The 14506-nt window shown below is 54.0% G+C and carries 9 protein-coding genes; all 9 read right to left on the reverse strand.

Annotated features, from left to right (window positions below):
- Positions 1-37: 37 nt before the first annotated feature.
- The 9 genes from XM38_RS15675 to XM38_RS15715 all read right to left on the reverse strand — a co-directional run bounded on the left by XM38_RS15675 (position 38) and on the right by XM38_RS15715 (position 14499).
- On the reverse strand, positions 38-3946 hold the full coding sequence (locus tag XM38_RS15675) for an RHS repeat domain-containing protein (protein ID WP_187329432.1): 3909 nt from the start codon (positions 3944-3946) through the stop codon (positions 38-40).
- 215 nt (positions 3947-4161) lie between these two features.
- Positions 4162-7476 (reverse strand): hypothetical protein, encoded by a 3315-nt coding sequence (locus tag XM38_RS15680; protein WP_080804939.1) that lies wholly within the window; start codon positions 7474-7476, stop codon positions 4162-4164.
- 2 nt (positions 7477-7478) lie between these two features.
- Positions 7479-8255 (reverse strand): hypothetical protein, encoded by a 777-nt coding sequence (locus tag XM38_RS15685; RefSeq protein ID WP_088430325.1) that lies wholly within the window; start codon positions 8253-8255, stop codon positions 7479-7481.
- Between the two features lie 24 nt (positions 8256-8279).
- A complete protein-coding gene (locus XM38_RS15690) occupies positions 8280-8534 on the reverse strand; it encodes a hypothetical protein (RefSeq protein ID WP_080804942.1) in 255 nt (84 codons plus the stop codon).
- Positions 8535-8621: 87 nt separating this feature from the next.
- Positions 8622-10193, reverse strand: a complete 1572-nt coding sequence (locus XM38_RS15695; RefSeq protein WP_088430327.1) for a hypothetical protein — start codon at positions 10191-10193, stop codon at positions 8622-8624.
- Between the two features lie 18 nt (positions 10194-10211).
- Positions 10212-10685, reverse strand: a complete 474-nt coding sequence (locus XM38_RS15700; protein WP_137455139.1) for a phage tail protein — start codon at positions 10683-10685, stop codon at positions 10212-10214.
- Between the two features lie 161 nt (positions 10686-10846).
- Positions 10847-12151, reverse strand: a complete 1305-nt coding sequence (locus XM38_RS15705) for a hypothetical protein (protein WP_080804949.1) — start codon at positions 12149-12151, stop codon at positions 10847-10849.
- 9 nt (positions 12152-12160) lie between these two features.
- Positions 12161-14074: a baseplate J/gp47 family protein gene (locus XM38_RS15710; RefSeq protein ID WP_088430329.1), complete on the reverse strand. Its 1914-nt coding sequence runs from the start codon at positions 14072-14074 to the stop codon at positions 12161-12163.
- Positions 14071-14499, reverse strand: coding sequence for a GPW/gp25 family protein (locus tag XM38_RS15715; RefSeq protein ID WP_088430331.1), 429 nt, complete (start codon positions 14497-14499; stop codon positions 14071-14073). The genes XM38_RS15710 and XM38_RS15715 overlap by 4 nt, the downstream gene beginning before the upstream one ends.
- Between the last annotated feature and the right edge of the window lie 7 nt (positions 14500-14506).

Raw genomic sequence — 14506 nt, forward strand, 5'->3', positions numbered from 1 at the left:
CCTGCTTCCCGCGAGGCGATCGCCTTGCGACTCACCCTTACCCCATGACCCGAATCGTCACAGTCACCTGAGTGCCATTGTCATCCGTCACCTGAATCGTATCAACCCCAGGCGTCGTCCCCGCCGTGTAGCGACCGCTGCTGTCGATGCTGCTGCCCTCAGACTCCCGATTGACAATGCTAAAGTCAAACGGACTCACCCCACTTTGAACCGTAACGTTGGCCGTTGCCCCAGCCGCAACCTGAACCGGATTAATCGCAGCCGTCATCGGACGCACCATCACCTGCACCCTGGCCCGTCCTCCGTCACCATCCCGGTCAGTAATCGTGATCGTGTCCGCAACCTGAGCATTTTCACTGCCAGCGGTATAGCGCCCCGTCTCGTCGACTTCTGGTCCACTCGAATTGGGCACGCTGACGACATAGCGATAGGGCGGTACCCCTCCCGTCACCGTAATTTGCGCCGTTCCACCACCATTCACCGTGGCGGGATTAATTACCGCAGTAATCGGCTTAACCTTGATGTCAAAGGGATAGTCTTTGCAGCCATAGTCGAAGGTAATGGTTTCGATTTCATCTGCTGCAATGGGGCCTTTGCCGGCGATGAATTGCAGTTCTGACCGGTTAAATTGACTGCCTGGAATTTTAGTCACCAATGGACTTCCCGTCCCCACCGAAACCGTCGCACTATCAGGCAAATGATCGATCGTGAACGTGACTACGCCACCCACAAAGATTTCCTGCGTATCGGGAGTAATAGTCGGTTCATCAACGGTGATTTGAATCTCTTTCACCAAATAGTCCCGGGGGTTAGGGCCACTGGTGGTTAAGCCGTTGTCACCATAGGTTGAAAACACCGCCAGGCTGGCATCATATCTCGCAATCAACTCCAAAGTGTCCGTTCCCGCGGTGTCGCCAGCCGTGTACGTCAACCCGTTGACGCTACCGCCAGAGGCCAATACCCCCCCCTTAGCTTGGAGATGATAGCTTGCTTTTTCATCCCCTTTGAGTTTGATCGTTTGGCGCTGGCACACAAAGACCGCAGTCTCTGCGTCAACTTCAATAGCTTTAACCGTAATGTCTACCGTTTCACTCGTGGGCGGGGTACTGAAGCTGCCTTCTCCTTTCACCGTAAATGTTCCCGGCGTCAGGGAATGGAAGTAGAATGCTGAACCATTGATCACCTGAACGGGGGGAGTATTGTTTCGGTCAAGATTAATGCTATGGGGCAACTGATTCGGAGCGAGGGTGCCTGGCACCATTCCTGCTCCAGTCGGAACATTGTTGACCGCTGGGGTGATGCTGAAATCCACCGTAATTGGGGTGAAGGGAGGGCCACCCGTGGCTGGGTTAGGTGCAAAGACCACGTCAGCCCCAGTTACGCGGGTAAATTCGCCCACATAGATCTCTGTTTTCTCGGCTTCTACCACCGTCTTATAGACATTGCCAGATTGGGCGCCGGCATTGCGCTCCAGCGCAGAATTAGTCTGTCCGCCGTTGATCACCATGTCCCATTCATACACCCCCACACCGGGTACCCAATTATTCAGATCCCAGGCGTTGGAGATAATGGCAACCCACTTGTAGGGCAAGACACTAGACCACCAGGTGGAAGGATTCACCCAGTTTTGTACGTCATCCGGGTCCACGTTGCCGCCACTCACCGCCCAGAGTAAGCCCCCGATCAACCAGGTGAGTCCGCCGATGCTAATCTTTTCCCACCACTTATCCCCTTCGCTCAGATCCTCTTCTTGAATTAAGCGGACAATCAGGGGAACCGGCAGGGCATGGAAGAGCGGTCCCAACAGCGCGTACTGGAACACATGCTGCATTTCGTGGCTATAGAGCGCTTCTGGGCGGTTGAGTTGCACGTCGGGAGCCTTGGGCACGATGTAGCGAGAGTCGGTGTCGGCTTCATTGCCACTGTCTTCACTGCTTTCGATGTAGACGATGTTGCCCATCGTGTAGGCTCGCCAAACAAAGAAGCTGCCGTTGAGCATCGTCCACGGCACGCCCTGCCGGGCTGAAGCGGTGAAGTTGATCCAGAAATGGGCCCGCTCATCAGCATCAAAGGGATTGGCAGGATTAAGACGCCCCCAGGGATACCACTTACGGTCAAAATCGAGGCGAAAGAGGGATTCAAAAAACCAGGGAATCCAGCCGATAATTTCCATCAGCAGGTTACCAATGACCAGAATTAGTCCGATGGTCGTGTTCGGTAGGGCCCAAGTAAGGGAACTGGGAATCGTCAGGAAAAACCACCAGGCACTGTGACCGTCTAGGTCGAGGTTGTTAATCGGGTCGTTTAGGCAGAAAACGTAGCGGTTTTGGCTGTCGGTTTGTTGCAACCAGTCTTGCAGCGCAGTGGACCGCGGTTTGCGATCGCCCCAAAAGTCTCGCTCCGGTTGAAACAACAGTCGCCAGTCATCGGCGCCAAAGGTATAGCTGTCGGGGGTGAGAAATCGACCCGTGGCCGGATCATAGTCCCGACTACCAAAGTCGTAGAAGCCAGTCACCACATCCAGCGGTTTACGGGCAAACAATGGGCTGCCCGTCGTGCCAAAGGGGGAGGGGTTGCCTTGCCAGGTGACTTGTCTCGTTTCGTTCGTAACTAACCAGACCGAACCCAAGTGGTCGGTGCCATAGAAGTCCACGGCAGTCTCTCCCACGGGGCCGCGAATGCATCCCAGACATTGCACCCCAACCCAGAGATAGGTGGCGGTGACTCGACCCTGGGCATCGGTTTCGGCCAGCAGTTGATCGTTGCAGTCGTAGTGAAACAGCGTGATTTGGTCACCCATTTGCCGTTTGACCCGGCGGCCCAAACCGTCATAGGTGTAGTGAATCACTCGCCCATCTGGGAGCTGAACGGTGGTTAACTGCCCTTCCACATCGTAGGTGTAGCGGCTGAGTTGGTTTCCCTGGCGACGAGCGATGCAGTTGCCGTCTAGGTCGTAGTCAAAGTCAACTCGATTGCCCTCAGGGGAGGTCACTTGCAGGAGGCGATCGCCCCCTCCTGTCCCCACGTCATAGCAATAGCGAGTTACTCCGGTGTGATCTGCAACGGTTCTGCGGTTACCGTGGGCATCGTAGGTGTAGCGGGTAACCTGTCCAAGCGAATCTTGCCAGGTGGTCAACCGTCCTTCACCGTCGTAACCAAAACGTTGTGGCCCGATTTGCTCAATTTGCAGATCCCGGTAGATATAGGGCCAATCTACTAGGAGTGTTCCCTCAGAAGTTTGGATAACGATCCGGGCGGGTTTGCCTTGGTCGTCTAGCAATCGCTGTCGGACGATGCCATTGGCAAAGCGCCAGGTTTGACCCGAGAGGGTGGCATAGGGGGTGCCGTGCTCGGTTTGGACGTGTAGCGTCTGGGTTGGTGAGTCGGGGTTGACCTCATAGCGGTAGTGCAACCATTGGTCTGATCCGGCAGGTCGTAGTCCGATACAACGTCCGGCGTCATCGTAGCGGTAGTCGCTTTGAAACGTTACGCCGTCGATGGTCTGTTGGATGGTACTGACCCGCTGCTGCGGATCGAACTGAACCACGGTGACACAGGTCGGGGTAGCAAAACACACCCAACCCAGTCCGAAATCAGTGATGGTGGTGTGTCCTCGGCGATCGCTGAGGCAACGCAACCGATTTTGAGCGTCGTAGCTGTAGTGCAGCACCCGTCCTGCTGCTGTCTGACGGCGAATCAGGTTATCGCGGGCGTCGTAGGCAAAGGTCTGGTGGGTTCCATTGGGATAGTCTACGGCGATTAATCGTCCCCGATCGTCGTAGCGGTAGGTGGGGGAATCGGCACGGTCATTCAACCCTTTCTGGGACGTTGCCGTTGACGATTGATCCGGGGTTAGCTGATGGGACTGAGCCCGGGTCGGCTGCGTCTGACCCGAGGGCGTCACGGGGGACAAATTCATGCCCAGGACTGAAATGACTTTTTCCATCGAAGGTTCCCTCAGCAGCATCGGCAGTTGGAAAATAAGCTGAAATCGGGTTGTTCAGTCTCTGTGAACATTTGTAGATTCCCGTCTGCATGGGAATGACGGGTAAACGCCTGAATTTTTGTCAATTAAATAATCGGGTTTCATCGGATTAAAAATTGCGTTATTGGTATCAGAGCTGGGGGTCGGGGCCAAAGGTTAGAGCCTTTCCCGGTCGCCTAAGTTGGAGCCGCAGCCAGCATTTCAGACAAAGCCGTCTCGACATCCAACAATACCCGTTCCAGATCTTCCCGAATGTGCGCCACCAGCCGATCGAGTTGGTCGAGAATGTCTTGGGGGTCAAGGGTGGTGGCTAGGCGAATCTGTTCAAAGGCATCATTGAGGGGCGCTTGTAGATTGAGCGGATTGAGCAGGTCGAGTGCCGATAGGATCTCGCCCCACTGCTCAGAAATGGTAGTTTGCAACCCCCTAAGACTGGTAATAATGCCGTCAATGATGTTCGTAAATCCCTGGGTTTTGCTGCTCAGGTCCAGTTCGGCCAGAAGGGTATCCGGATGGAGACTGTCCAAAGCCGTCACCAACGGTGTGTACACGTCAGCCTCTAAATCGGCAATGATTCCCGCCGGATTGAGGGCTTCGAGCTGAGCCTTGAGCGGATTGTAGATTTCGCCAAAGGCTTGCTTCAGAAGCGTGGGTAAAAAGCCCGTGGTGTTGGCACTCAAGCGATCGAGAATGGGGGGTAACTCGGCCACAAAGACATCGCCAAACTGGGCTGTTTTCACGGCAAATTGTTCGTACACTTGGTTGACTTCGTCCGCCAATCGTCCCGGATTGAGGATTTCAAGGTGGGCCTGAATATTCTCCAGACTTAGTGTTTCTTGCAGAAAAGGCGGAATCAGCCCGGTTAACTGTTCACTCAAAGGACCAAACGCAGCCGCCAATTTGCCCACATTCAAGCCAGTGGTCAGGCGTAGGGTGTTGCGATTGAGACTTTGGAATGTGGGGCGAAAGTCAGCCAGGGTCAAGTCTGGATTGAGGCTGGGAATTGTTCCGGCAATTTGGAAATAGTCGGTTTGCAAGGCGGCGGGCACTTGTACTATATCGATACTATCCAAAGCCAACAGCAGTTCCCCGTAGGCACTGTAAACATCGGCGACGAGATCGAACCGTTGGGTAAAGTCAAAGCGGGCCAGTTGTTGTTGTAAATCCGAGGCAATTTGGGCGGAGAGATTGAGGGGAGCGATCGTCGCTAAAGCCTCCACAAATTGGCCCTTTAGATGATTAAAAGCATCGACTAAGGTGGCTTCAGGAATTTGGGTTAAAGCTCCAACAACTTTGTTGTAAACATCTTCGACCGGACGGAGAATATCCCCTGGCATAAATCCTAGGGTGTCATCTGCCGGGTCGGGCGTATCTGGGTCTAGATAAGTCTTCAGATCACCGGCACTGTTAAACCCATCTCCGACATTTTGGAGTCCCCCCAACGCTTGCTGCAGCCATTGGCTAAACATCCCCTCAAGTTCATCTAGAAACGGGGTAATGTCTAACTTGTCAAACAGCGCCATGATATTGGCAAACTGCTGGGTTAGCGGTGTCAAAAGCTGACTGGGAGAAAGATCTGCCATTGCCTGCTGGAGCGCTTCAAAGAGTTGTGTTAAAGGGGCGATCGCTTGCGTTATCAGTTGATCCAGCCCCCCTAACTGTTGGGTAAATGACTCAATCTGGTCCAGCACCGGATCAATCAATGTCGCGGGATTATACTGATCCAAGGTGCTTTTGACGTGATTAAACGGTTCTGCTAGGGGCGTTAGCAAATTGGCCGGATTATAGTCAGCCAGTTTATCCGTGAGCGCCTGATATTTGGCGAGCAGTTCATTCACCAAATTACCGGGATGGACTTGATCAAAAGTATTGAGAATTTCGGTGCGGACAGGGCCAAGGTCGATGTTCGACAGGACTCCGGCGCTAACTCGAAAAGCACTCAATTCAGCTTCCGATAGCAAATTTTCATTGATCGACTCCAGTGTTGCTTCCAAACTGCGAATGGCTTCGATAATCGGTTCGGCAAACTGACGGAAATCAATGTCTTCTAACTGTCCAATCAAGCCGCTGACCTGATCCAGGGCATCGTCGAGGACCGGGCCAAAACTGGCGATCAACCCCTGCACCTGATTCAGCAGATTCATCACCTGATCGCGAAAGGCTTCAAGGGGAATGGCGGCGATCGCCGATTCGATCGCTGTTCCCACGTCGGAAATCAGGGTTTCGACCTGATCGCCCCCCGTTTCAAGGCTTGCGAGCACTGAGTCGATCTGGTCGCAGGCGGCTTGAATCGCAGTTTTCACGCCATCAGTTTGGGAGGTGATGCTGGTGATGCCATCCCCGAGGGTGCCAAAGAAATCTGCGATCGCATCCCGAAACTGGTCTAAATTCAAACTGGCGATCGCCTCCCCGATGGCGTTAAAGGGCTTAAGCAGTCCCGCCTGGATTTCATCGAATCCCTGCCCTTGAATCACGTCGTCCAGATAGCTGTTGGCATCTCTCAACCGTTGGGTCAACGCTTCTGGCGTCAGGGCATCCAGCCGAGCGGTGATCTGTTGAATCGGCGTCAGCACCAGTTGCAAAAAATCATCCACCTGGGCCACTTTGACCTCGGGAACGTTTTCCAGAGTCTGCTGCAAATTGTCGTTCAAGCCTTCCACGTTCAAGCTAGACAATCCGGTCTGAAAGTCGTTGACCAACTGGGTTAATTGGGTTTGCACTCCGGTCAGATGGCCTTGAGCTGCGGTGACCCCCGTTTGCAGGCTTGGGTAGGCAGCAGCATCGGTTAAATCCAGCGTTCTCAATTGGGTAGCCAAGGTCCGAAATTGGGTGGCTGTGGTTTGCAACGCAGTCTCAAATGCCTCCACTTGAGTCGCATCCAGCAACCCGGCGATGTCTGCTTGCATGCCCTCTACCAGACTTAGGGGGGCGGCCAGCAGGTCGAGGGGTACGCCGAGAAAACTCTGGGCCAAAAACGTCGCGACCTCTGTCGGATCGCTGGGCAGATTGGCTTCAAAGGTTTGCAACGTATTGACGAAGGTCTGCAACACTTCCAAAGATTCTGTCGGGATCAGCGTGTTGAACTCGGCAATCAGGCTATTCACCAAGGAAATAGGATCTCCCGCTTGTTCGAACACGACATCGCGCAAATCCCGCAGGCCATCGGCGGAAGCCAAAACATCCTGGAGGGGAGCCAGGATGTCGAAGACTTCTGTGAACTGGGCTTGGAAGGTTTGAATGGCGGGGATTTGCCCTGCCGAAAGCTGCTCGAGAAACTGATCGAAGCTGGTTTCTAAGGGGGCTACCAAGGCCGCTGGTTCGTCGGGAATGGCCTCTGCCAAAGACCCGAGTCCGGTCGTCAGGGGCGCGATCAAGCTGCTGGTGTCGTCTGGTAGGGTGGCCGTCAGGGTAGAAAATCCATTTGTCAGTGTTTCCTGGGCGTCAATAGCGCTGGTTAAGCTTGGCAGTTGGGAAAGAATGCCGTTTGCCATGACTAAACCTCTAGACCAATGTGAACATCAATGGGGCGATCGCCCGGGCTCGGCTGCCCGGCTGACAAAATTCGTTCGATCGGCACGCCTTCGTCTTCGCCCAAGGCCCGCGTCGCTTTGAGTTCAAATTCGGCATCCAAGGTCAGTTGTCGCTGGTCACTGGCGATCGGGGTGCTCCCGAGCAGGTTGAATTGTTTAACGGTGATGGCAGCTCCATAGTCTCCGGCTTCGTAGAGGGCCTGGGCTGCTTCGATCAACGGCTGGCGGTTGAGTTCAATCACCGCAATCGCCAACGCTTCGGCCTGATCCAGGGTTGTTTCGGCGGTAGACTGCAATTCCAGCTTCAGCGTTTGGGTGGCTTTGATCTGGATAAAAATGGCGCTGACTCCGTAGAGCACTTGCAGATTTGTGACGCTGCTGAGGTCGCGGTTGGCGGACAAGGCCAACGAAAACTGACGAGACAACGGGTCCCACATCACCTCGTCATTGCGCAGGGCACTGCGATCGCCCGTTGCTGTGACTAACCACACCCGGCGAGGTCCCGGATAGGGCGGTTGGGTTAACGTGTAGGGTCCTTCCGGCGAGTTGGCGTCAAAATCGAGGGTATCGCTGCGATCGTCTGAACGGGGTTCACTGGCGAGGCTCTCTTTTACCTCGGAACTGATGTCAAACCCCTCGCTCACGACCCTCAGTTGCACAGGCGGTGGTTCCCCGGAAAACAACGTTGGCAGGGCGGTTTGCATCAAGGTGGCGATCGCCGTAGCTAAATTGCCAGTCATGGCCAGACCTCTGTGAACAGTGGTTTACCGCACGCTATCCAGCGATGGCGCATTTTCGGGCGGGCTGCCATTGCCTGCCTCATCTGGGGAAAACGCAGGTGCCTGAGTCTCGGACTCGACTTTGTCTAACTCTTCCTTTAAGACCTGAATCGCGCCACTAATTCGCAGCAGGGTATCGCGAAGATTGGTCTGTTTGGCCTCTAGTTCAGCCATCACTTTTTGGCCCGATTCAAATTCCGTTTGCAGTTCTTTCAAGCGTTGCCGAATTTGCTCTTTCATAATCGATATCGATCTCACTAACGTCTTTGAAAGGGTGAAAGGCGATCGCCCCGCAATCTGGATTAGACTTTCGCCCTGCAATCTGGACTACTGAAGCATTACCAACACCGGAATTTTCCCTTTCCCTTTAAATAGAGTAGCTAGCGCTTTACCCAAAACCGTTCCCATCGCTTTTTCCGGATGTAAAACCTTTTGGGCATGTCCTTTAGTTGGACTGGTGGTGAGTAGATCACCCACTTCAATCGGTGCGATATCGGCATCAACTTTGCAGTAAGCAAAACAGCCCAAAGTTACCATATTTCCAAACTGCCCTGCTTCCACTTTTTCCAGATCCATTTTGTCAACCTCTTCTGGAGAAAACACCTGCAGTCGCTTAATGCCATCGTCATAGTTCGTGTTTTGCAAATCTGAACGATCAGCCAAGGCTGCCTCAGGCGCTTCAGGCGGTTCCTCCACCACAATTTCTGCCACAATGCCACAAACTCTATGGTCGTAAGCATTTGTCGTTAGGTCTACTTCCGGTACAGGAATGGCATCGTTTTTGCCATAAAACACCCCGGTTGAACTGGTGCCCAGAACAACCACATCCCCCGCATCTAATAAGTCTCCCGATTGGTTTATGAAGCGATCGGTGACATATCCGGACTTATTGCCTCCCGCCGTAATATTGCCAGTGGCATGGAGATTGCCATAGACATACATACCACCAGCGCCAGAGGCGCTTCTCCCCACTCGAACTTGTTTGTTGGACCAAAAATTGAGATATAAAGTATTGTCTTGACAGTTAACTTCGTTGCGGTCTAGAAAAAGCTGGGTTGAAGTGCTAGATCCCGACCGAATGGTCAGTGCTCCCGCAGCTGAGGCATTATTACCTGTTCCGTAAATCGTCAATCGACCATTGGTGCTGTTGGTTGCGCCAATCTGTGCCGTGTCCTCGATATGTAATCGCGCTGCTGGATTTGTGGTGCCAATGCCCACACGACCATCTCCCCGAATAGCCAGTGACGTTTCTACAGTGCCATCATTACCCGTATTAACAAAGGCAATTCCACCATCCGGGTCTGTACTATTCCCATCGGTTTTTTCAATCACTAATGCATCTCGGGTACTTCCAAAGAAAGTTTCGTCATACCGAAATCTGAATCCGTCACCGTTGGGGGTACCAGACTCGTTAGTCTGATAAAAGATCAGCGTACCGTCCCCTGAAAATTTCAGCGCTCCCGCGACGGTCAATTTCGCGTCGGGGGTTATGGTGCCGATTCCAACATTGGCATTTTGTACAGTGAGCACGTCATCCTTGCCACTTCCCAACAGCAAGCGATTGGTTCCCCCTTGGGCGCGAATTCGCACATCGCCAGCGCCACCGCCGGCGGTGGCAACACCAACTTTGAGCCGATAGGTGTCGTCCCCAATTTTCAAATCGCCTTCGGTGTTACTGACATCCCAGTTGCCACCGGCAAGATGGAGAGGCGCTTGGGGGGACTTTCTGCCAATTGCCAAAGATCCCGATATGGTCAAGGAACCATCAATCAGATCACCGGCTTTATTCAGTTTGTCAGTGTCTAACCGTTGGACTTCTTGGGTTAATTGGTTCCAATCGTCAGACCGCAGGGCATCCCCTTTGGATTTTGGAAACGGTGGGTTGGGTGTAAACGGCATGGTAATTTCCTCAGGGTTCTAAAATACAACGCGCCAGAGCAACGTCAGTTTAAAGGCATTAGTTTTGGTGACGGGTTCAAACACGACCCGGTTGTACATGACGCCATCTTCATTCAAGATGGCGGCTTCGCGTAGGGGGTCATCGCCGTTGGCTTCTTCAAAGTTAAATTCTGCGGTGATAGAGGCTTGTAACCGTTTTACTCCGGCTTCTAAGGTCTCTTCATAGGAAATTTGAGCGATCGCTTTGCGGCTACGCTCAGCTAATAGATTGGTCTGATCATCGTTGGGATCTGTCCCATCGGTGCCCACGGCCATTTGGGTGATTTTTTTAGGAGCTGGCACACCACTTTCAACACCACCAAAGAGTTGGGCAACCAGTCGTCGTCCTGACAAAACGATACGATTTTTGGGATGTTGTTGGTGAATCATCTGTCCCGAGCGATCAGATAAGCTCAGGATCAATTGTCCACGCATATTCAGCCGTTCTTCCATCAACATTTACTCCAAACTCATAGGGCTTTATCCAAGATATAGCGAAAGGCAGAAGGCAAAAGGCAAAAGGCAGAATCAGTCTGAATACTTAAGTCATATGCTCTGTTCCTAGCCATTGTCATCGATTAAGTTCTAAGCGCCTGGATAACAACACTCAATCCCTACAGAAATCCGTAGTGAGTATCAAATGTCGCAACATTAAACACACCTCCCATGACAAATTTTTCGATCACCATGTGGGATTCCACGTCCCGATTAAGACTGCCCACGGCTAAGCTGTCTAAGACATTGGCATCCTCAACCGCTCGATGGTCCCCCATTAGCGTCAGCGCTTCGCGGGGATTATGGTTCTCCAAGAAATTGAGTGAAAAATAGACATTGCCCCGGACGCCTGCCGCCTTAGTTTGATTGACCACCGTTTGAATTTGGTCAGGATGTAGCCCTTCAAACACAAACAGGTTGCCGCTATAGCCGTAGCGTTGTTTGAGATCTTGAACAAACTGCTGGAGGAAGTAGGGAACATACACATCAAAAGACAGCCGTTGGCGCTCGATTAACACCAACTCCCCGGTAAAATCTGGCAAGTCAAAGCTGTCGGTATCAAAAGCGCTGATGCCAAATAATCCACTTTGGGCCCGAAACTTCCACTCGCTACTGCCCGTCGAAACCTCCGGCAAGGCGGCAGGACGGCTGCCATCCAGATTCGTGAAAAAGGTTGAAACATTGGTCTGCACCGATGGTGTTTGCTCTAGCAGCGCATTCAATTGACCATTTTCCCCATTGGCTAGCACCAAGGTTTGCCCCGTCTGTACCACCAAATCATCGGTGGCGCGAATCCCTGCCGGGGGTCCGTTGCCGACTTGGATCTGCTCCAGGGTCAGGCGACGTCCACTGCCTTTGGTAAATTTCCAACGGATCTCGGGTTGGGCGTTTTCTGTGGTCGAAATATCAACCCGCAGGATCAGTTCGCTGGCCCCCTCGACGGTTTGTACAATCTCGTCAGGTCGGGGAATAAACCGAACCACATTGGGGGAAAATTCTCGAACGCTCACCAGACGTTTGAGCTCTTCCCGCAGCCCTTCAAATTCAGGCGGCAGCGTCAGCTGATCGAGGTCGAGGGGAAGGCCCAAGGCAGAACGCACTGCCCGTTTGACGGCTGCGACGGTGCCCCCGCCGGTAAACAAGGCCACAATTGATTTCAGCCGCAGTCGAAAGGCTGCGTCGGTTTCTAAAGTGCCATTCCGCAAGCGCCGACGAGTTACCCCGTAGATTGCCCCTAAGCCATCGAGGGCAGCCCCGTCAGCATAATCGATCCAGTGAGACTTGAGTAACCGCTTGAGGGCTTCGTCCGCCGCCATAAATTCGGCCCCGATCGCATCCAGCAGTTTATACAGCAGGGATTCTGTGTCCCTGGCGGCATAGGCATCGGGGAACAGGTCAACCAGTTTGTCGGTTTTGTACGACATACGCGGCGGTTATGAAAGACTCAGGGTATGGCGAGCAGGTTGCAAGCCGGGATAGGCAGCGGCCTGAATGGTGAGATCGAGCAAGGCGTAATCATCCCAGCGACTGTCACTGGGCAGAGTCAGCGGCGCGGTGGAGGCCTCCGCAAAGGTTAACAGCGGCGTTGACGTCGAGAGTCGTTCAGGCGGTTGATCTGCGGCGAGACGGCCCATCACCGTGATGCTGAGGTTGAGGGAAAACTGGCGGAAGCGAACGGTGGCATCGTTGCGATCGCTCAGTTCAAGCGTCAGCTCGAGATTGCCGCTGCCGCTGGCCCGTTCTGCGATGGCAACTTGGATTGCCTTGAGGAACTGGACTTGCAGATTGTCTAGGTCGGGTCGGATCAGCTCCGTAGACTGGGCCAAGAAGGGATCTTGAACCGTCGGGTCCTCGCTGTCAGGGCGATCGTGATTGAGCTGGGCTTCGGCCACATCAGCTAACCCAGGGATGCCATAGGCCAAGGCGTTGAGGCGACGCAGGGAGAGAGATTGGCCGATCGTCAGCGCTTGCATGGCCGTCAGCACCGCAGACCGGAAGCTGCTGCCAGCGCTGTCTGGGGCGTTGGGTTCGGGAATGAGATAGAATGTCCCCGAAATCAGAATTTGAGTAATGGACTCGATCTGAGCCAGGATGCCAGCGGCACGGGTTTGATTCACCGTTTGGCGAATGGTCTCAGAGTCGCCACCGGAGTAGCGCACCCGCACTTCCCCCAAGGGAATGGAATCGTCCACGCTGTGGTCCATGACTTCCACCCCTTCGACCCCGTCCACATCCAACACGGCATATTTAATCGCGTTGAGGGTGGCGTTACCCGATCGTTCTAACTCATGCTTGGCCCGTTCCCGCAATGAGTCATCTGCCTCTGGGTCTTGGCCGCCGCTGATGGCTGCTTCGTTGGTCACCCCATCGACCCCGGTGGGCGGCGTCGGCATGATGGCGATCGCCCCGCTGTTGACATTGCCATCCGGCCCCGGTTCAACCGCCTCAACCTCCACCATGACGCTCTTGGGACGGTAGCGAATGCGCAAGGTGCCCACAGGCCGAACGCCGGGGGCCAGGGTAATCGTCTTTTCGTCTTCGCCAAAGGGCAAATCCGGGGCAGTGGCCTCAGTGGTTAAGGTGGGGTCAGTCTCGGGGTTGGCATCTTGGGGCCAGATGCCAACTAGCTCAGAAATCTGGTGGTTTACCCGTACAATGCCGTTGGTTTGGGCCTTAAACTCATCGGTTTCCAGCGGAATAACCGCCTCGGCCAAGGTGATGAACGTCCGACCACTTTCATCGGCGACTCGGGTACCCGCGGGAATCGTCACCGTTTGATTTGCCGCCTGTTGACGGAAAAAGGTCACTTCCCCCTTGGCCTGCAGTGCCAGATTTCGGGTCACTCCCAGCAACGCCACCACATTATCTAAGGCGGCACCCGTGGCTTCGTCAATAAAGGCCCGACGATAGGCTTGATCCATCTGCTCGTAAAGCAGCTTTAACTCCCGGGCGAAGGCCCGCACCAACGTCCCCAAAACACTACCAGGGTTGAAGTCCGTCAACCCGGCGGGTTGCTCCCGGTAGGTATATTCCACCTCAAAGCGGGTGCCCGCTTCGGGATGGCGAGGGGTATCGCCATCGACCGGGTCTTGCAGCCAGACCAGTTGGGTATTCGCTGCGTCGAAGCGGTAGTCTTGGCCCAGGGCAAACGTGACAATATTGCCCTCTAGTCGGCCACTGACTTTGAGCAAGGCATAGGTGTTGGCGGGTAGAGGATAGGTATTAACATCGCTTTGGAAAATAATTTGTTGTCGATCGGGCTGCTCGACCCCCTCGCGAATCTGGGTTTCCAGCGCGGTAATTAACTCTTCGTAGGCGCGGGAGAAGGGATGTCCAAGATCAATCATGACGCCTCCAGATCGATATCGTGAACCAAATTGAGGGGATGGGGTTGTTCAATCAGCTGAATCTCCATCTGCAACCGCACCACCTGCCGTTCACCGGGGAGCACCGTGGCCGCGATCGCCTCAATTTCCAAAACCCTCGGGTCTGCTTCGATCGCCGCTCTGGCATAGGCCATCAGTCGGGCGTGGGTGCGGGGGCTATTGGCTTCTCCGATCAGCTCATGCAGCCGTGAGCCATAGTTAGGCCAACCCAGGGGGGCAAGTTCTCCCTGACGAATCCGCAACCGCAAAATCAGGGCCTGTACAATGTTGTCATTGCCCACGGCCAGGTCTAAATCGTGTCGGAGACTAGGCACAAAATCTAGCCCGGGGGCGCGATCGCTCAACCGCAAATCACTGCCAAATAATCTTTCGCGCGGCACTGTCATGGTGGCC

The organism is Halomicronema hongdechloris C2206, assembly GCF_002075285.3.
GTDB classification, from domain to species: Bacteria; Cyanobacteriota; Cyanobacteriia; order Phormidesmidales; family Phormidesmidaceae; genus Halomicronema_B; species Halomicronema_B hongdechloris.

Excerpts from the sequence above, each read along its gene's own strand:
- XM38_RS15675 (WP_187329432.1), bottom strand. The coding sequence starts at position 3,946 with ATGGAAAAAGTCATTTCAGTCCTGGGCATGAATTTGTCCCCCGTGACG.
- XM38_RS15680 (WP_080804939.1), bottom strand. The coding sequence starts at position 7,476 with ATGGCAAACGGCATTCTTTCCCAACTGCCAAGCTTAACCAGCGCTATT.
- XM38_RS15685 (WP_088430325.1), bottom strand. The coding sequence starts at position 8,255 with ATGACTGGCAATTTAGCTACGGCGATCGCCACCTTGATGCAAACCGCC.
- XM38_RS15690 (WP_080804942.1), bottom strand. The coding sequence starts at position 8,534 with ATGAAAGAGCAAATTCGGCAACGCTTGAAAGAACTGCAAACGGAATTT.
- XM38_RS15695 (WP_088430327.1), bottom strand. The coding sequence starts at position 10,193 with ATGCCGTTTACACCCAACCCACCGTTTCCAAAATCCAAAGGGGATGCC.
- XM38_RS15700 (WP_137455139.1), bottom strand. The coding sequence starts at position 10,685 with ATGGAAGAACGGCTGAATATGCGTGGACAATTGATCCTGAGCTTATCT.
- XM38_RS15705 (WP_080804949.1), bottom strand. The coding sequence starts at position 12,151 with ATGTCGTACAAAACCGACAAACTGGTTGACCTGTTCCCCGATGCCTAT.
- XM38_RS15710 (WP_088430329.1), bottom strand. The coding sequence starts at position 14,074 with ATGATTGATCTTGGACATCCCTTCTCCCGCGCCTACGAAGAGTTAATT.
- XM38_RS15715 (WP_088430331.1), bottom strand. The coding sequence starts at position 14,499 with ATGACAGTGCCGCGCGAAAGATTATTTGGCAGTGATTTGCGGTTGAGC.